The sequence below is a fragment of the Heyndrickxia coagulans DSM 1 = ATCC 7050 genome, assembly GCF_000290615.1.
GTDB classification, from domain to species: Bacteria; Bacillota; Bacilli; order Bacillales; family Bacillaceae_C; genus Weizmannia; species Weizmannia coagulans.
The window spans coordinates 1-17,259 of the sequence record NZ_ALAS01000211.1; the positions used below are offsets into that span (position 1 = coordinate 1).

18 protein-coding genes are annotated in these 17,259 nt (G+C 46.1%); 3 read left to right on the forward strand and 15 right to left on the reverse strand.

Going from position 1 to position 17,259, the window contains the following annotated elements; translation table 11 throughout:
* Positions 1–174: 174 nt before the first annotated feature.
* From glgA to IC21_RS11525, 5 genes are all read right to left on the reverse strand, one after another.
* Positions 175–1,602, reverse strand: coding sequence for a glycogen synthase GlgA (gene glgA, locus IC21_RS11505; RefSeq protein WP_029142683.1), 1,428 nt, complete (start codon positions 1,600–1,602; stop codon positions 175–177).
* 13 nt (positions 1,603–1,615) lie between these two features.
* Positions 1,616–2,725, reverse strand: a complete 1,110-nt coding sequence (gene glgD / locus IC21_RS11510; RefSeq protein ID WP_029142682.1) for a glucose-1-phosphate adenylyltransferase subunit GlgD — start codon at positions 2,723–2,725, stop codon at positions 1,616–1,618.
* A gap of 16 nt (positions 2,726–2,741) precedes the next feature.
* Complete coding sequence (locus IC21_RS11515; protein ID WP_029142681.1) at positions 2,742–3,899, reverse strand: glucose-1-phosphate adenylyltransferase; 1,158 nt, start codon at positions 3,897–3,899, stop codon at positions 2,742–2,744.
* Positions 3,899–5,839, reverse strand: coding sequence for a 1,4-alpha-glucan branching protein GlgB (gene glgB, locus IC21_RS11520; RefSeq protein ID WP_029142680.1), 1,941 nt, complete (start codon positions 5,837–5,839; stop codon positions 3,899–3,901). Before glgB ends, IC21_RS11515 begins: the two co-directional genes overlap by 1 nt.
* 233 nt (positions 5,840–6,072) lie before the next feature.
* The gene (locus tag IC21_RS11525; RefSeq protein WP_029142679.1) at positions 6,073–7,068 is read right to left on the reverse strand and encodes a glycoside hydrolase family 15 protein; all 996 of its coding nucleotides are present in this window, start codon (positions 7,066–7,068) and stop codon (positions 6,073–6,075) included.
* Positions 7,069–7,776: 708 nt separating this feature from the next.
* Here IC21_RS11525 and IC21_RS16350 point away from each other — a divergent pair.
* Complete coding sequence (locus IC21_RS16350; RefSeq protein WP_017554300.1) at positions 7,777–7,929, forward strand: YpzG family protein; 153 nt, start codon at positions 7,777–7,779, stop codon at positions 7,927–7,929.
* Between the two features lie 233 nt (positions 7,930–8,162).
* On the opposite strand, the gene IC21_RS11535 is transcribed toward IC21_RS16350, so the two are convergent.
* From IC21_RS11535 to IC21_RS11545, 3 genes are all read right to left on the reverse strand, one after another.
* On the reverse strand, positions 8,163–8,669 hold the full coding sequence (locus IC21_RS11535) for a DsbA family oxidoreductase (RefSeq protein ID WP_029142677.1): 507 nt from the start codon (positions 8,667–8,669) through the stop codon (positions 8,163–8,165).
* Between the two features lie 33 nt (positions 8,670–8,702).
* A complete protein-coding gene (locus tag IC21_RS11540; protein ID WP_029142676.1) occupies positions 8,703–9,203 on the reverse strand; it encodes a GNAT family N-acetyltransferase in 501 nt (166 codons plus the stop codon).
* A 219-nt stretch (positions 9,204–9,422) separates the two neighbouring features.
* Positions 9,423–10,049, reverse strand: a complete 627-nt coding sequence (locus tag IC21_RS11545) for an NUDIX hydrolase (protein WP_029142675.1) — start codon at positions 10,047–10,049, stop codon at positions 9,423–9,425.
* 313 nt (positions 10,050–10,362) lie between these two features.
* Between IC21_RS11545 and IC21_RS11550 the strand changes: the two genes are divergently transcribed.
* Positions 10,363–11,655 carry an Nramp family divalent metal transporter gene (locus IC21_RS11550; protein WP_029142674.1) on the forward strand — a complete coding sequence of 431 codons (1,293 nt, stop codon included), beginning with the start codon at positions 10,363–10,365 and terminating at the stop codon, positions 11,653–11,655.
* A 79-nt stretch (positions 11,656–11,734) separates the two neighbouring features.
* Here the strand turns inward: IC21_RS11550 and IC21_RS11555 are convergent, their stop codons facing one another.
* The 4 genes from IC21_RS11555 to IC21_RS11570 all read right to left on the reverse strand — a co-directional run bounded on the left by IC21_RS11555 (position 11,735) and on the right by IC21_RS11570 (position 14,797).
* Positions 11,735–12,184 (reverse strand): Dps family protein, encoded by a 450-nt coding sequence (locus IC21_RS11555; RefSeq protein ID WP_013859391.1) that lies wholly within the window; start codon positions 12,182–12,184, stop codon positions 11,735–11,737.
* Between the two features lie 82 nt (positions 12,185–12,266).
* Entirely contained in the window at positions 12,267–12,731 is a 465-nt protein-coding gene (locus IC21_RS11560) for a VanZ family protein (protein ID WP_029142673.1), read from the reverse strand.
* Between the two features lie 183 nt (positions 12,732–12,914).
* Positions 12,915–13,862, reverse strand: coding sequence for an ABC transporter permease (locus tag IC21_RS11565; protein ID WP_029142672.1), 948 nt, complete (start codon positions 13,860–13,862; stop codon positions 12,915–12,917).
* On the reverse strand, positions 13,859–14,797 hold the full coding sequence (locus tag IC21_RS11570; RefSeq protein ID WP_019721340.1) for an ABC transporter ATP-binding protein: 939 nt from the start codon (positions 14,795–14,797) through the stop codon (positions 13,859–13,861). The genes IC21_RS11565 and IC21_RS11570 overlap by 4 nt, the downstream gene beginning before the upstream one ends.
* 168 nt (positions 14,798–14,965) lie before the next feature.
* On the opposite strand from IC21_RS11570, the gene IC21_RS11575 reads away from it, so the two are divergent.
* Complete coding sequence (locus IC21_RS11575; protein WP_013859395.1) at positions 14,966–15,304, forward strand: hypothetical protein; 339 nt, start codon at positions 14,966–14,968, stop codon at positions 15,302–15,304.
* Positions 15,305–15,348: 44 nt separating this feature from the next.
* On the opposite strand, the gene murB is transcribed toward IC21_RS11575, so the two are convergent.
* From murB to IC21_RS11590, 3 genes are all read right to left on the reverse strand, one after another.
* Positions 15,349–16,260, reverse strand: a complete 912-nt coding sequence (murB, locus tag IC21_RS11580) for a UDP-N-acetylmuramate dehydrogenase (RefSeq protein ID WP_017554294.1) — start codon at positions 16,258–16,260, stop codon at positions 15,349–15,351.
* Positions 16,253–16,768: a DUF1189 family protein gene (locus IC21_RS11585; protein WP_029142671.1), complete on the reverse strand. Its 516-nt coding sequence runs from the start codon at positions 16,766–16,768 to the stop codon at positions 16,253–16,255. The genes murB and IC21_RS11585 overlap by 8 nt, the downstream gene beginning before the upstream one ends.
* Before the next feature lie 71 nt (positions 16,769–16,839).
* Entirely contained in the window at positions 16,840–17,085 is a 246-nt protein-coding gene (locus IC21_RS11590) for a DUF1450 domain-containing protein (protein WP_013859398.1), read from the reverse strand.
* Between the last annotated feature and the right edge of the window lie 174 nt (positions 17,086–17,259).

Below are 17,259 nucleotides of genomic sequence, written 5' to 3' on the forward strand. Positions count from 1 at the left end.
GGGGGGGGGTGGGAAAAGTGAAAATCAAAGTCGGAAGTTGGAATATGTTAACGCTCCAAGACAAGTTATCGATTTTAAAAGCCATCAGCCGGCGAAACAAACGTGGGCATCAGTAAAAAGGCGCCGGTACGAAGCAGGCGCCTTTTTCCACTCTGTATAAGTGCTCCCTATTCTTTACGGCCATATCCCTTCATACAGCCGGATATATGCTTTTGCAGAATTCTCCCAGCTGAAATCAAGCCCCATCACCCGTTCAGACAACGACTGCCATGTTTTCGGCTGGTAGCGGAAAAACCAAACGGCCCTTTCAACTGTGTAAAGCATATCGTGCGCGTTATAGTTTGCGAACGAAAAACCGTTGCCTTCGCCTGTGAATTCATTGTATGGCTTTACGGTATCTTTCAGCCCGCCGGTTTCACGCACAAGCGGCAATGTGCCATACCGCATGGCGATCAGTTGCCCGATGCCGCACGGTTCAAATTTGGATGGCATTAAAAATAAGTCACTGCCCGCATAAATTTTATGTGAAAGGGCTTCATCGAAATAAATATGTACGGATACCCGGCCCGGATACTGGTTTTCAAGATGCCGGAATGCTTCCTCGTACTGATGCTCGCCTGTGCCAAGAAGGACAAACTGGACATTTAAACTTAACATCTCATGTATTACATGTAGCACCAGATCGATGCCTTTTTGTTCCACCAGCCTTGTCACCATCGATATAACGGGAATGCCGGAATCCGGCTGCAAATGGAAAGCTTCCTGCAAGGCTTTTTTATTCTTTAATTTTCCCGGATAGTCCTCATATGTAAAAAACAGCGCGTCGTCTGTTTTGGGATTATAAGCATCCGTATCAATCCCGTTGACAATGCCTTCGAAACGGTTGCTTTTCATCCGCAAAAAGCCGTCAAGATTTTCCCCGTAATACGGCGTCTGGATTTCCCGGGCGTATGTCGGGCTGACGGTTGTAATGGCATCTGCATAAGCAATCCCCGCCTTTAAGTAGCTGACATTCCCGTAAAACTCAAGGCCATCCACATGGAAATACAATTCGCTTAAATCGAGAAGATCAGAAAGAACACTTTTTGGAAATACGCCCTGGTAGCGCAAATTATGAATCGTAAACATCGTTTTGATGCCCTGGTAGAAAGGATGGCTGGAAAAATGTGCTTTTAACAGCACGGGAATCGGCCCGGTTTGCCAGTCATGGCAATGGATGACATCCGGTTTCTCGTTCAAATAAGGAAGAGCTTCAAGCACTGCACGCGAAAAAAAGGAGAACCGTTCGCCATCATCGAAATAGCCGTAACTCCCGTGCCGTTTAAAATAATACTCGTTGTCCAAAAAATAATAGCGGATCCCCCCTTCCTCCAATGTTTCAATCCCGCAATACTGCTTCCGCCACCCAACCGGCACGGTCAGGCTTCCCATAAAGGAGAGGCGCGCTTTTACTTCGGGTTTTAAATCTTCATATTTCGGCAGGATGACTGCCGGATGGATCCCCGCTTTTTTCAAAGCTTTGGGCAATGCCTGGATAACATCGCCCAGCCCCCCTGTTTTAATAAATGGCGCGCATTCTGAAGCAGCGAATAATACGTTCATCTTGTCCCCTCCATCAAATGATCTCTTTTTTGCATAATACTTTTGGATGCGACGGAGTCCCGACAACCACCTTATGCTGGGTAACGACCACCTGCTTGTCTGCGATGACATTTTCCAATACCGCATCTTCTTCCACTTCTGTTTTTTGCATGATGATGCTGTTTTTCACGACTGCCCCTTTTTTGATTTTCACGCCGCGGAAAATAATACTGTTTTCCACTGTCCCTTCAATTAAACAGCCGTTTGCAATAAATGAATTTTTTACGTCCGCTGTTTGTCCGTATTTTGCCGGCGGCTCATGTTTGATCTTGGTCAGAATTTCCCAGTCGCTGTAAAAGAAAGCGCGGATCGTATCCGGGTCGAGCATGGCCATGTTTGCCGCGTGGTAACTGTCCATGGAGTGGATAAAGATCATATTGCCGCGGTGGTGATACCCCTTAATTTTAAATTTATGGACATTCGCTTTGATCGCATCCCGCAAAAAGTCATATTCTCCGTTTTCAGAACAGGTTTGGATGAGATCCATCAGCAACAGTTTTGACAGCACATAGGTTTCTAGGCAGACGAAGTCGCCCTTTTGCGGAGTGGTAAACAATTCGATGTCCCGCACGTTGTCCTCTTTATCTACCACCACTTGATGATAGTTCGGTTTTTGGATCGGCTCCCCGTCATATTTCCTGTATACAACCGTGATATCTGCCTGGCTTTTCTCATGGAATGCGACCAGCTCGCAAATATCGAGTTTGCTGACGTTGCTTCCCGGCGAGATGATGACAAGGTCTGCCGAGGCGCGTTCAAAGAATTCGCGATGATCATAAAAGCCCTGGATATCCCCCTTCAATTTTGCATCATCGGCAACCGGCGGCAGAATAAACAGCCCGCCGTTGTACCGGTCCAAATCCCATTCCTTTCCTGAACCAATATGGTCTATGATCGATCTGCCGTTGTCTTTCGTAAAAACGGCAACCTGGGTAATTTCAGCATGAATGAGATTGGAAAGCGCAAAATCAATGAAGCGGTATCTGGCGCCGAACGGAACGGAAGCAAGGCAGCGGTGTTCCGTTAGCTCCTTTAAAATCGGCTTTTCGTTGATCAAATTGATAACTCCTAATACGTTCGTCATGTGTCACCCGTCCCTTTTATAAAACTTCTTTTATTTCCGCTTCTTCGCCGTTTTGTGGACAGCTGTACAACTGAATATCATTTGGCTTTGAAGGCGTGATTTTTTTGCCGTTTTCAATGACGGTGCCGCTCGCAATAATGGCGCGTTCGATCGTCACATTGCTGCCGATCGTGACACTCGGCATGATGACGGAATCCCGGATTGTGCTGTTTTTGCCAATATAGACATGATCCGAGATGACGGAATGGAAAACATCCCCATAAATCCAGCTGCCTTCGTTGATGAGCGCGTTTTTAATATTGGATTGGGGCGCAATGTATTGCGGAGGATGGTTCGCATCTCCGGTGAAAATGCGCCAGTCCGGGTCATCCAGATCAAATGCCGGTTTTTCTTCCAGCAGGTCCATATGTGCTTCCCAGAAGCTTTGGACCGTGCCGACATCTTTCCAATAACCTTGGAATTTGTAAGCATACATTTTCTTTTTATCCTTCAGCATTTTCGGAATAATGTCTTTCCCGAAGTCATGCGAGGAAGCGCTGTTTTTCTCGTCCTGTATTAAATATTCGCGCAAAAGCTTCCAATTAAACAGATATACGCCCATGGAGGCAAGATTGCTCTTTGGAAATTTCGGTTTTTCTTCAAATTCAACAATGCTTCCTTCCGCGTTTGTTACCATAATGCCGAAGCGCCCTGCTTCCTGCCACGGGACTTCAATGACGGCAATGCTCGCCTGCGCCCCTGCTTCCACATGCGATTTTAACAGTTTCCGGTAATCCATTTTATAAATATGATCGCCTGAAAGAATCACAACATATTCCGGATTGTAGTGGTCAATATACTGGATATTTTGGTAAACCGCATTGGCCGTCCCCTTATACCATTCGCCGCCGTCTTTCCCTACATACGGCGGCAGTACGGTTGTACCGCCGAAATTTTTATCCAGGTCCCACGCTTTCCCGTTTCCGACATACGAATTTAAGAGATGGGGTTCATATTGCGTCAGCACGCCGACGGTATCAATGCCCGAGTGCATGCAGTTGCTTAGCGAGAAATCAATAATTCTGTACTTGCCGCCAAAAGGCACTGCCGGTTTTGCCAGCTGGGATGTCAAATCCCCGAGCCTTGTTCCCTGTCCGCCTGCTAAGAGCATTGCCATCCATTTCTTTTCTGCCATTATTTTTTACCACCCCTTTGCCGTTTTGTTGATTGCTTTTTAAAGATCAATGCACTGAGTGGGGGAATGCTGATTTCCATACTGTATGGCTGGTTATGAAAAGGCTCCTTATCCACTTGGATTGCTTTTTTGTTCAACAAACCGCTGCCGCCGAACTGTTCATCATCCGTATTGAAAATTTCAATATATTTTCCGAATGAAGGCACGCCAATTCTGAATTTGTCATATTTGTTTTTTGAAAAATTGCAGAGGACGATGCAATAATCCCCTTTCCGCTTTCCTCTTCTCATAAAAATTATGATGCTCTGCCTGCGATTATTCGGATCAATCCATTCAAAGCCTTCAGGGTCATGGTCCTGCCGCCACAAGCTTCTTGTGTTTTGATAGAATGTGTTCATGGCTTTTGTAAACTGAAAGAAGGTCCGGTGCGTTTCAAAATCCAGCAGCATCCAATCCAGCTGCGTCAGGTCTTTCCACTCGTCAAACTGTCCGAATTCGCTTCCCATGAATACTAATTTTTTACCCGGATGGGTCATAAAATAAGCATAAAGAAGGCGTAAATTTGCAAATTTTTGTGGAAAATCCCCGGGCATTTTATTGAGCAGCGATTTTTTTCCGTAAACCAGTTCATCATGCGAAAAAGGAAGTACATAGTTTTCCGAAAAAGCATAGTGCATGGAAAAGGTGAGGAGATCGTGGGCATCAGGCCTTTTTTCCTCCGGTGTCTGCATATAGGTGAGCACATCATGCACCCAGCCCATGTTCCATTTATAATTAAAGCCGAGCCCGCCCGCGTAAACCGGCGCTGTCACGAGCGGCCACGATGTTGCTTCTTCTGCAATCATTAAGGCATGCGGAAACTTTTTAAAAACGGCTTCATTCAGCTTTTTGATAAACTCGACAGCTTCCAAATTGACGTCACCGCCATATTGGTTTGCCAATTTCTTTTCGTCTCCCCTGTCATGGTTCAAATAAATAAGAGAAGAAACTGCATCAACCCGGAAGCCGTCAATATGATAAACGTCCATCCAAAAAAGGGCATTGGAAATAAGAAAACTGAAAATTTCAGGTTTCTGAAAGTCAAAATTGTATGTACCCCAAATCGGCCGTTCCGCCATGTCAGGATCTGCAGGCTCGAACAGCGGTGTTCCGTCAAACCGGCCAAGGCCGTGGGCGTCTTTGCAGAAATGGACGGGAACCCAGTCTAAAATTACCCCAAGGCCGTTCTGATGGCATTTGTCGATAAAATACATGAAATCTTCCGGCTTCCCGTACCGGCTCGTCGGTGCATAGAAACCGGTAATCTGGTAGCCCCATGACCGGTCAAACGGATGTTCCATCATCGGCATAAGCTCGATATGCGTATAGCCATGGCCGGCAACGTATGGGACCAGTTCGTCTGCCATTTCACGGTAGGTGTAAAAATCACCATTGGCTTTTTTCTTCCATGAACCGAAATGCATTTCATAAATCAGCATCGGCTCGTGGTATGGGTCGGATTTTGCTTTATGGCTCATCCACTTTCTATCATGCCACTGATACATGCCGGGATCATAAATGACAGATGCCGTTTTCGGGCGTACTTCCGAATAGAACGCATATGGATCCGCTTTAAAAAAAGTATTGCCTGAAGGCCCTGCAATTTCATATTTATACAGTTCACCAGGCGCGAGATCCGGAATAAATAATACCCAGATGCCTGAATCTTTGAGCCGTTTCATTTGGTGTTTGCTGCCATCCCAGCCGTTAAAATCGCCGGCTACGGCAACGGCTTGCGCATTCGGCGCCCAAACTGCAAACCGCACGCCCTTTTTTCCTTCATACTCCATGGCATGTGCCCCGAACAAAGTATAGCTCTCGTAAAGGGTGCCTTCGTGGAATAAATAAAGCTCGAAATCAGTGGGCAGGACTTGTTGCGAATTTTTTACTGAATTATCCAATGTCGCACCTCCGCTATTTCAGCATACTTTTACTATTCGTTATGAATTTTACGAATCCTGCAAAAAAAGGCCGTCTAATTTTGTCAAAATGGAAACAAAATGATTTTATTTTCAAATCCGCCATTCCGTTTACCAATAGAAAAAAGCTGTTTTAAATGTGCCGCATTGGTTTGACATGCAATGAATATGCGGGCTGCTGATTTAAAACAGCTTAAAATTGACTGTTCAATTGTTTAACGGACGTCCATTGTTTTGAAAAACTGGTATGCCAAAGAAACAGACCAGGCAAGCGGCTTATTTCCATTTGGCACGTACTTGCCGCCGATATAAAGTTCCGGGATTTCCCAATTTTCCGTAATGATGCGCTTGGTTTTTTCCACATATCCATTTGCCTTATCATACATACCCAGTTCATAGAAACATAAACCAAGCCACGGAAAACCAAAGCACCATTCGGCTTCTGCGCCTTCGTTATAGTATTGGTCGTTGACATAGCGGATCACGCCATATTTCCGTTCAAGCGTAGTGGTGACATTTTCCAGTATTTGAAGCGCCATGCCGCGGCTGACAATCCGGTAAGGGTAAATGAGCGACAGTAAGGCAAGGTCGGTCGGTTTGCCTGCGCTCTCCCGCGGCAGCAGTTTATAAAGTGTTTCTTCTCCTTTTTCAATCAGCCCATCCTTCACATGCACGAGCATCCTGACTGCTTTTAAGCCGGCAACGCATGCCCCGACACTTGAAGCATGCACCTCCATATTCTCTTCCCACATGCCGTTATCTTCGGCCTGCCAATACTCCAGGCACTCGAGATAGTCAACCAGTTTTTGGATAATCTCCAAATCTTTTTGGCTGCGGATGATTTTCTGGCCGTGGTGGATGCCTTCCCCTACTCCCCAAAGAAAAGCCCCAATAGCATCATTTTGGGCATGGCCCCATTCTTGCGGGAGTTCCTTGAGGTCAGTGGAATAGCGGGCGTGGATATATTCGTATAAATACCGAGGCCTTTTCTTCGTATGAATGTCAATTTTCCACTCATAACGGATAAACAGATCAAGCAATGCGTGGTATGCTTTTTCATAGTACGGGGACGGCGTGGCTAAAAAGGGCAGAACGGTATATACGACATCTCTGATCCAAACATAATGGTAGTCGGAAGACAAACTGGCGGTATAAGCACCGTTTGGCAGGCGCATCCGGTCAATGACCTCAACAGCTTTCTCGATGTTCATCATTCTTCACCTCCAAAAAGTTGATCCATACCATTAGTGTTGGCAAGACGCTGATCCTTTTATAACCATTCCAACATAACTCCCCTGTTTTAAAGCGCTTTCATGAAGATCTTTGCTTTCTGCAGATGCATTCAAGCGGGAAAAGCCCTGGTTTGGCAAACGGCGATGCTGCCATTTGCCGGCCGTTTCTTTTCCTGGACGGTTGTTTTTTATATATTATGTCTGCATTTGTTGGATGATTATTTAGAAAGCCTAATCAAGCTCGATTTTTTTGCCCGTTTCTGCCGCTTGGCCTCCCCCCGCTTCAATACCGGGATGCCGGAATTTCTTCCGGTTCGTTCTTTTTCCTTAATGGCTTGTTTTTTTATTTGTTGTGTTATCAGCACATAGTGTAATTTGACTATCTAAGTGCAACATGTTTACGGTTTGCGCGTGGCAGCGCCCTTGACTATTTTGTTATTAGCACAATATACAATAGGCGCATTCTGATTATGGGGTGATTGCGGAAAAAAATACCAAGATTTATGTGTCTTTAGCACATTGTGTCTTTGTGTATTTGTATTTACAAACCCGCTTATTGTTTCCATCCACAATAAAATGGCCAACCGGAAACACGCAGGATGTGTAATTTTGCCCTTTCTGCACAAGCTAGAATTGATATTCGGTATGAATATCAGCGGTATCCAAATCCTTCCAAGAGGTGATCGTATGAGCTACAAAGACCAGCTGGATCCGCATTCGGGGTTGTTCCATCACAACTGGACGCGGCGGAAACATACAAATTCCCAGGTCAATGGCGAGACGGAAGTCACACAAAACACCATCATCTTGAGGAGCAATGCAAAAGCGCATCGCTGGTGAGGATACTAAAAAGGCCGGGATAATTACCGGCCTTTTTTGGGTGTGGCAATAAACGGAAATTCGCTGAAACGCTTGTTTTTCGTTTAAAATCATGCTATATTGATATAGCGATGAGCTGAATTGCGTAAGCCGGCAAGGCAACCTTTTTGGAATGCACAATGTGGAGTGCAAGCCTTAGCCGCCGCAACACAAGATCGGAAAAAAGCGCCCCGGACCGGGCGCTTTTTTCATGTTTATATGGCCGCCACATAGATTTCTTCCCGCCATGCTTCATGCATGGACCGGACAATGAAATCGACCGGGCGGGCTCCCGAAATCGCATATTTCCGGTTGATGACCATAAAGGGGGCAAAATCCGCACCCAACAGATCTGCCTCTGCCTGGTCTTTTTTGATATGCTCCAAGTAAACATCCGTTACAATGGCCTGTTCAGCCTTGCCTTTATCCAGCCCGGCCATTTGGGCAGCCTGTAATAAATCTCCTTTGCCTGGTGAGGGCTGCCTGGCATACGTTTCAAACAGGGCCTTGGCAATAAACGACTGCTTCCCGTGTTGTTTTGCAAAGTGCAGCAGTTTATGGCTCCCTTCAATATGTACTTCTTTTTCGGGATTTTTCATGAAACTGCGAAATTCCAGTTGAATGCTTTCCCTGTGGCCAAATTGTTCCAGTGCCTCGCCAAGCCTAACAAAGGCAAGATAAGAATCCGCCGATGAAAAATCCGACCATAATTCTATTTTCATAACTTTATAGCTCCTTAAGCCTTTCAAAATCCTTTAAATTTTTTTGCCGGTGATCATTAAATCGTGCATGCGCCCGTCAAGCACAGCCACTTCTTTCAAATGCCCCCAGGTTTCAAACCCGAAGGATGCAAATAACTTTAAACTGGCCTTGTTTTCGCTGAAAATAAAGCCGAGCAGTGTTTCCACCCCAAGCTTCGGGCAGGCTTCCAACATTTTCCTGAGCAGGTACTTCCCGACCCCTTTTCCTCTCCATTTTTCGCTGACATAAATGCTTACCTCGGCTGTAGGCTGGTAAGCAGGCCTTCCGTAAAAATCGCTTAAACTGATCCAGGCAGCAATCTCCCCGTCTGCTTCCAACACCCAAAGCGGCCGGCTTTCCGGCTGATGGGCTTTAAACCACGGCAGCCTTTCTTCTACGGTGACCGGAACCGTGTCAGCCGTTATAATCCCGTTGCCAATGCAGGCATTATAAATGTCCAGGATCTCCTGCAGATCTTCTTCTGTGGCATCTCTGACCAGACCATGTTGTATCATCGCTCATTTTCCCTCGATTGTAAAAATGCCCTCCGTTTCCGCAACGGAAGCTTTGTATTATAAACAACATTTTATAATAATTTCCCGCAATTGAACAGCTTTTTATGCCTTACACACCAGGCATGTAGGAAACACCCGGTATTCAGGCGCCCGGCTTCCGGATCCTGTCGGCATTTCCGGTTTCCAAAAGAGCAGCAGGACAGCCGCCGCGGGCACCGTTCAAGCCTTGTCTGCACCCAAAATATCCATAAAATTTTTCAAAATACCGGCGGTTAATCCCCAAATGACATACTCCCCGTAGTAATAAAAATACTCGTCCATTTGCTGGCTATTCCATTTATATGATTTGCCGCCCTGAATTAAGTGGAAAGGAAAATCCTGGTCAGGCTCCACCTTAAATTCGATCCGGTAACATTCCGGTGCTATTTTGGCGAAATGTGAAAGCGGGACCGTAAAGACTTCTTCCACTTCGCCCGGATTCGGATGAAAAGGCGCATCCGACAAAAAACCTGCAAACGGAAAGATCGCACGCCTTCCGTATGATGAAACGACATAGTCAAGCGGGAACACGTCCCGGATGACAGACGCGTCAATGCCCAATTCCTCGGTTGTTTCCCGAATCGCGGCTTCCATCGGGTTTTTATCCGTCGTCTCAATTTTGCCGCCCGGAAAACAAATTTCCCCCGGCTGTTTTCTTAACTGCCGGGACCGGACTTCAAATAAAACGTGAAGGCCATCGCCTTTTTGAACGAGCGGCAACAGGACCGCAAACTGGGACAAACGGTCCATCCCAAAAACGGACGGTTCCCGCTTTTTTAACTTTTCGATAATGAATGCCTCGTTCAATCAATTCCCCCCTTTTTTTATTAGCGTTTCCATGATGTGAAAACAGTTTTCCCTATACCTAATATATACCACAGTTTTCAAGAAAAGGATGCATTTTTCTCCCCTCCTGCTTTCTCTCCCGGAGCAGAAGCCATAACCGCACATAAATCGAGCATAATGATCAAAAAGCATGTTTTCCACAAAAAATACAGGGGAAAATGCATGCAAAAGGTTTACTTTTTCGCAAACATTGAATACAATAGTAACAGATAAAGTTTTCCCTAAGGAAACTTTTTTGTTTCGGGATTAAAGTTAAAGAAGGGGGAAACATCTAATGAGTGAAAAAACGATGAGCCAAAAAATGCCAGGCCGCACGTCCCATAATACAACGAGCGCACAAGCCGTGCTCCGAGGGGATGTAAAAGGGTTAAAACGGATTTTACCTTTCCTTGGCCCGGCCTTCATTGCAGGCGTTGCTTATATCGATCCCGGCAATTTTGCCACCAATATTACGGCAGGATCGAAATACGGCTATATGCTGCTTTGGGTCATTGCCTTTTCAAACTTAATGGCCGTTTTAATCCAGTCCCTTTCCGCAAAGCTCGGCATTGCAACCGGGAAAAATCTGCCGGAAGTTGCGCATGACCGTTTTTCAAAACCGGTGTCGATATTTTTATGGATCCAAAGCGAGCTTGTCATTATTGCAACAGATTTGGCAGAATTTATCGGCGCTGCTTTGGGCCTGTATTTAATTTTCGGCCTTCCGCTGCTTCCGGCCGCATTGATTACAGCAGTCGGATCGTTTGCCATTCTCGAATTGCAGCGCCGCGGCTACCGGTCATTTGAGGCAGTAATTGCCGCCCTTGTGATGATTGTTGTGCTCGCTTTTGCTTTGCAAACGTTTCTGGCAAAACCGGAATGGGCGAAAGTGCTCGGCGGGCTTGTCACGCCAAAATTCGACGGCATCCAAAGTATTGTCCTGGCGGCCGGCATTCTCGGCGCCACCGTCATGCCCCATGCCATCTATTTGCACTCTTCATTGACGCAAAACAGAATCGTCGGAAAAAATGAGCTGGAAAAAAGAAAAATTTTCAAATTTGAATTGATCGACATCATCATCGCAATGGTGATCGCCGGGGCCATCAATATGAGCATGCTTGTGATTGCGTCCAGTGTATTTTATAAACACGGCCTTGTCGTGGAAGATCTGGATGTCGCGTTTCGCGAGTTTTACACCCATATCGGCCCGGCAGCGGCTATCTCTTTCGGCCTCGGCCTTTTGATTGCAGGGCTTTCCAGCTCCTCTATCGGCACATTATCCGGTGATGTCGTCATGCAAGGATTTATCAACAAACGGATCAATCTTTATTTGCGCCGTGCGATCACAATGATCCCGCCGCTTCTCATTATCATGCTGGGCACCAACCCGACAAGCGCGCTTGTCATAAGCCAGGTCATTCTCTCATTCGGGATCATCTTTGCCCTTGTCCCGCTGATTCAGTTCACGAGTAACAGACAGATCATGGGTGAACTGGTGAACCACCGGATAACGAGCATCATCTCCTGGATCGTGGCAGGATTCGTCGTATGCCTGAACCTGTTCCTTTTGATTGATACGTTTATATAAAGTGAAACAGCCCTTCCATCAAACGGAAAGGCTGTTTTTTTATTTGCCGCTGCTTCCTGGTTGAGGAAAACAAGGGCATTTACCGTTTGTCCGCCATCGCATCCAGCATCCAGATATCCTTGTCAAACCGGGCCAAAAACCGGGTGAGCAGATTGACGGTGGCGTCGTCCTTTCTTTCTTCCGCCAGCGGAATCCCCGTTTCCCGGATCTCCTTTGCCAGCTGTGCCAAATCCTCCCTTAATTGCTGCAGCAGTTCGCCTTCTTCATTATCCGCGCTCGCTTCAACAAGCGTCTTCCGGTCCAGGAATTTCGACATGGTTGCAAGCGGCCGTCCCCCGATTGCCAAAATCCTTTCGGCAAGCACATCCATTTGTTTTGAAAACGCCTGGTACAAATCTTCAAAATAAGCATGGAGCGTAAAAAAGTTTTTCCCCTGAATATACCAGTGGTAACGGTGCAGTTTGATATAAAGCACTGTAAAATTTGAAAGTTCCTGGTTTAAAAACCGGACCAGTTTTTCTTCATCCAATCCACACTTCCCCCCTTTTTTTTAGGCCGGCCATTGATGGGTCCCCGTTAGATTATCTCCGCAGGGCTTTTCTTATGCATATTTAACGCCAAATCTCAATTTTTATTTTTTTCACAAGCTTGCGGACCAGTAAAAATATGCCGTAACCGCACAATCCGCCCGTTGTATTCAGCAAAATGTCATCCACATCAAAACCCCCGACATGGAAATATCCTTGAATGATTTCCGCCAAAGCCGATGCCAGGCAAGACAGCAATCCCATTATCCAGGCCTTTCTCAGCCGCCTAAAAAGAATGGGCAGGATAAACCCGAACGGCATAAACATGAAAATATTCCCAAACAGATTGGAAAACCAGACTTCAAATTGAAAGTAACGGTAATAAAGGATATACATCCGGATCGTTTTAAACGGGATAACATTTTGGCTGGCAGAATTGGGCGCATGGCGGTACGGGATAAAAAACAAAAGTTCCATTAAATAAGCAGCATACACAATGAAAACGAACAAAACGGCCGCATTGATTTTTTTCCGGTTGTTTTTTCCCATATCATCCTCCAGCGGTCCGGTCAAGCCCCCATTATTATCCTATTCGGCGGGTGCACACGCTATGCGCCGCCTGTACAGCCTGATGCGTGCGCCGCCCCAAAAAAGCAAAGAAGAGACCTGCTCTGGCAGATCCCTCCTTCACCCGGCCCTTTGCCGCCATTTTACCCGAATTCGCCCGCTATTTCAAAACGCAATATCGCGTTTTTGAAAATACCAAAAGGTCAAGGCCATAAAAACGGCATAATAAACAGCCAGCGTGATTAATGAAAACGGCAAGGTGACGCCATCTGTAAGTTTATCCTGGTACGCATAAACAGACAAGTCCAAATGCGGGAAAATCAGGAACTTCAGCCAATGGTACCGGTCCATCAGAAACAGAATAATCCCGCCCAGTGTGTTTGTGATAAACAGGGCAAAAATGCCGATCCCGACAGCCAGAGCCTGGCTCTTGAACAAGGTCGAAAGCATGAACGCAATCGCGCTTACCATGACAAGGCTCGGCAGATAAAGGGCAAATTTCAGGAAAAACTGCGGACCGATTTCTTTAATTTTATATTGGCTGGAATCCAAGGTATCTTCGACCATTTTCATATGGAAACTGCCGGATCCCTGAAAAATGATGCCGATCAAATAGCCGGCTAAAAGCAGGACAGCAAGCAGTAATACCGCGTAGGCTGTTACAGCAATGTATTTGGACAGCAAAATTTTCCATCTCTCATGCGGGCGGATCATCAGTTGCTTTATCGTTCCGGATGCAAATTCCGATGAGACATTGGCGCTCCCGACGATTACACTGAACAAGGTGACAAATGAACCAAGCGGAATGACCACATTGTTCATGAAATGCCAGTTTGAATGGGCATCCGGATTGATATTGTATTTCAAATAATCTTGCTTTCTTTGGATGGTTGGCGCAAGGTCCGCGTATTGTTCAGGATCCTTTTTCATGAGTGCCTCATCCGCTTTGATTTCTTTCTCGATTTTCGTGCGCCAGTTTGGATCGTCTTTGCCGTAAACCTTATTGTAAAACAGTGCAGCAATCAGCACGAACGCTACAATCAGGAGCATATAGACCCATGCGCTTTTCCGGGCAAATATTTTCATCCATTCATTTCGAATTAAAGCGGTCATTGACTTTCCTCCCCTGCTGTATGATTCGTGAGTTCAAGGAAACGGTCTTCCAGCGTTTTCTTTTCAAAATGAATTTCATAGACGTTGCAGCCGTTTCCTACCAATGTTGCGTTGATAACGGCTGCGTCTTTGTAAGCTGCCGAAACCAAAATGTGCGTATCATCGACAATGGAAACCGGAAAATGGAGCTGTTTTTCTACCGCCTGCTTCGCGCTTTCGCTGTCATCCGTTGCAAACAGGATATCGCGGCGGTCATCCTGTTTCACCGTTGTCGTTTCTGCCATCGTTTCAATATGGATCAGTTTTCCTTTTTCGATAATGGCATACCGGTCGCACATCAATTCCATTTCCGTAAGAAGGTGTGAGGAAACGAGGACAGATACCCCGCTTCCCGCCAGCTCCCGCAAATAGCCCCTGAATTCGCGGATACCTTGCGGGTCAAGGCCGTTTGTCGGCTCATCAAGGATCAATAACGAAGGCCGGTGCAAAATCGCCTGGGCGACCCCGAGCCGCTGCCGCATTCCCAACGAATACGTTTTGACTTTTTGTTTAAGGGCATCTTCCAGTTTGACAAGCTTTGCGACTTCCCATAATCTCTCTTCAGAAATGGGTTTCCTTGACATTCTCTTATAGTGGACGAGATTTTGATAGCCGGTCATATAGGGATAAAACTCCGGATTTTCAACGATCGCGCCGATTTCGTTCAAAGCGCCTTTGTAATCTTCATCAAGGCTTTTGCCGTTAATATAGATTTCTCCGCTTGTGCGTTTCATTAATGAAACAATCATCCGGATAATCGTTGTTTTACCGGCGCCGTTCGGACCGAGAAGGCCGAAAACCTCGCCTTTTTTCACTTCAAAACTGACCTGGTCCACAATTTTGCGCGAGCGGATTTGTTTTGTAATCCCTTTGACCGAGAGCGCAATTTCACTCATAACATCCCTGCTTTCTGCTAGACTAGTCTAATCAATATACGAAACCGGCCTTAAAAAGTTTCAAGAAAGATTCGGTTAAAAAAGCATTTGGTTGTGGTATATACATATTTTAATGAATGGCCCCATAAATATATTCATAGAGACGTTTTGGGAGTAGAGGGATGACAAATGGAAAAACTGAAATGGAAACTGGTTTTATTCATCATCTGCCTGGCCGTGCTTGTAGGGTTGCTCTTTTTTCAGCGCCCGGTAAGCTATCAGCGCGTAAAGATTACTGATAAATTTTATACGCCCAACCGGAAAGAAGTGCCGGTTGCAACCGGTGTGAAAACGAAGCGGAAAATAAAAGTGGCACCAACAACAACGAAACCGTATTGCGCGATCGCCTTTAATAACGGCAAAACGCTGACGGCTGACTGCGATACGTATTTAAATTTTAACATTGGCGACCAAGTGTACATCAAATACCGCGGGAACCGGTTAACCGATATCCGCCGGAAGGGCTGAAAAACATCCCGGTTCTTTTATACGCAAAAGAACCGGGATGTTTTTTAATCTTCCCCAATAATTTTCACTTCTGTCTCGAGGTCCACCCCGAATTTTTCCTTTACCGTTTTTTGGACAAACTTGATCAAATTCATATAATCCGTTGCCGTTCCGCCGCCAACATTCACCATAAATCCTGCATGCTTGGTCGAAACCTCGACGCCGCCGATGCGTTTCCCCTGGAGCCCGCTGTCCTGGATCAGTTTCCCTGCAAAATAGCCGGGCGGCCTTTTAAACACGCTACCGCACGACGGATATTCAAGCGGCTGCTTGGATTCCCTGAGATAAGTCAGCTCATCCATTTTGGCTTTGATCTCCTGTGCGTCGCCCGGCTTCAGGCTGAACGTCCCTTCAAGCGCAATCTCCCCGTTCTCCGCAATGGAACTTTTCCTGTACTGGAAGGACAAATCGCTTTTTTCAAGCCTTTTCATCTTGCCTGTTTTGGTCAGGACAAGCGCGCTTTTCAGAACGTCTTTGATCTCCCCGCCATACGCCCCCGCATTCATATACAGCGCACCGCCGACAGATCCCGGTATCCCGCAGGCGAACTCAAGCCCTGTCAGATTTTGCTTTAAAGCATAGCGCGATACATCGATAATGGCTGCACCACACTGGGCTGTAATGTCATTGCCTGTATGTGATATTTTCGCTAATTTAGTCAGAATCAGCACAATCCCCCTGATGCCGCCGTCTTTGATGATCAGGTTGGAGCCGTTGCCGAGGATCGTATACGGCACGCCGTTCAGAGAAGCAAAACGGACCGTCTTCTGCACTTCCTCATATGTCTCGGGAAAAATCAAAATATCCGCTTTCCCCCCCGTTTTTGTAAACGTATATTTGCTTAACGGTTCATCTTCCAGAATTTCACGCGGGTAAATGAGTGAACGCAAGTCTTGTAAAATTGTCTTTTCAGCCATGTTCTTCTCCTTCTTTGCTGCTTACATGCCGACTCTTTGTTTCCGGATAGTGGAGGATCATCGCCGCCAAACAAATAAGCGGATACCCGATCAGCAATACAGCCGAAACAAAGCCGTTTTTCGTAACCCATTCATGAATGATTGTATGTAAAATAAACGGGACCGTCATGGCAAAGCATGACATTTTCCATAAATGCTGGTAGGCCAGTTTTCTTTTCCACAGCTTCCTGAGCCCGTATCCGGCGCAAGCGAGCAGGGAAATGCCCGCCAATACGCCGCACAGGACAATGAGCACATAAGCGAACAGAAAATAAAAAACAAATTGGATGGCATTCAGGCCGCTAACGGATCCGCTGGTTAAAAGCGCAGGGATATGCAGACAGGAAACCGCAAGAACAAGCAGAACCACATACAAAACCGCCTTGTCCATCGGAAGCCTGTTCAAGCGGAAAGCAGCCCTTTTTCCCGGCAATAAACAGCTGTATTTGAACGCAGTCCAAATTTCCATCCTGCTATCCCCCTATCCCGAATGCTCCATCCCACATTATAATATAAAAAACAAATTGAAACGAGAACCATTTACGGCAGATTCTTTAATTCCGTTTCAATTGCTGCTTTGATTTTTTCAAGGCAAGCCGCAGGCGTTTTGGCAAAGATCCTTTTTCCGTTCACCATCGCAAACGGGCTGTAGGTGCATAAGCCGCACGCCATTAAGCATTCATTTGAAATCACCGCAACTTCAGGATACCGGGATTCAAGTTCTGCTTCCACATCAATCGTGTTGATCAGGCTGCCTTCACATATTTCGACTAAAATAATGCCCAATCCCGTTTCCTCCTTTTGCTTAAAAACCGCCAAACGGCATCTTTATCCATTATACTGTAAGCTTTAAAAAATCCCAACAGGCGCGCGTATGTGTCAAGTTTTTCTCGACAAGGTTTAAATATCGGGTATTCCAAGACACTCTTTTTGTACACTTTCGGCTACCGTGCTTTACTT

Coding starts and splice junctions, on each gene's coding strand:
- glgA (WP_029142683.1), bottom strand. CDS start 1,602: ATGAACGTATTATTCGCTGCTTCAGAATGCGCGCCATTTATTAAAACA.
- glgD (WP_029142682.1), bottom strand. CDS start 2,725: ATGACGAACGTATTAGGAGTTATCAATTTGATCAACGAAAAGCCGATT.
- IC21_RS11515 (WP_029142681.1), bottom strand. CDS start 3,899: ATGGCAGAAAAGAAATGGATGGCAATGCTCTTAGCAGGCGGACAGGGA.
- IC21_RS11525 (WP_029142679.1), bottom strand. CDS start 7,068: ATGAACATCGAGAAAGCTGTTGAGGTCATTGACCGGATGCGCCTGCCA.
- IC21_RS16350 (WP_017554300.1), top strand. CDS start 7,777: ATGAGCTACAAAGACCAGCTGGATCCGCATTCGGGGTTGTTCCATCAC.
- IC21_RS11535 (WP_029142677.1), bottom strand. CDS start 8,669: ATGAAAATAGAATTATGGTCGGATTTTTCATCGGCGGATTCTTATCTT.
- IC21_RS11540 (WP_029142676.1), bottom strand. CDS start 9,203: ATGATACAACATGGTCTGGTCAGAGATGCCACAGAAGAAGATCTGCAG.
- IC21_RS11550 (WP_029142674.1), top strand. CDS start 10,363: ATGAGTGAAAAAACGATGAGCCAAAAAATGCCAGGCCGCACGTCCCAT.
- IC21_RS11560 (WP_029142673.1), bottom strand. CDS start 12,731: ATGGGAAAAAACAACCGGAAAAAAATCAATGCGGCCGTTTTGTTCGTT.
- IC21_RS11565 (WP_029142672.1), bottom strand. CDS start 13,862: ATGACCGCTTTAATTCGAAATGAATGGATGAAAATATTTGCCCGGAAA.
- IC21_RS11570 (WP_019721340.1), bottom strand. CDS start 14,797: ATGAGTGAAATTGCGCTCTCGGTCAAAGGGATTACAAAACAAATCCGC.
- IC21_RS11575 (WP_013859395.1), top strand. CDS start 14,966: ATGGAAAAACTGAAATGGAAACTGGTTTTATTCATCATCTGCCTGGCC.
- murB (WP_017554294.1), bottom strand. CDS start 16,260: ATGGCTGAAAAGACAATTTTACAAGACTTGCGTTCACTCATTTACCCG.
- IC21_RS11585 (WP_029142671.1), bottom strand. CDS start 16,768: ATGGAAATTTGGACTGCGTTCAAATACAGCTGTTTATTGCCGGGAAAA.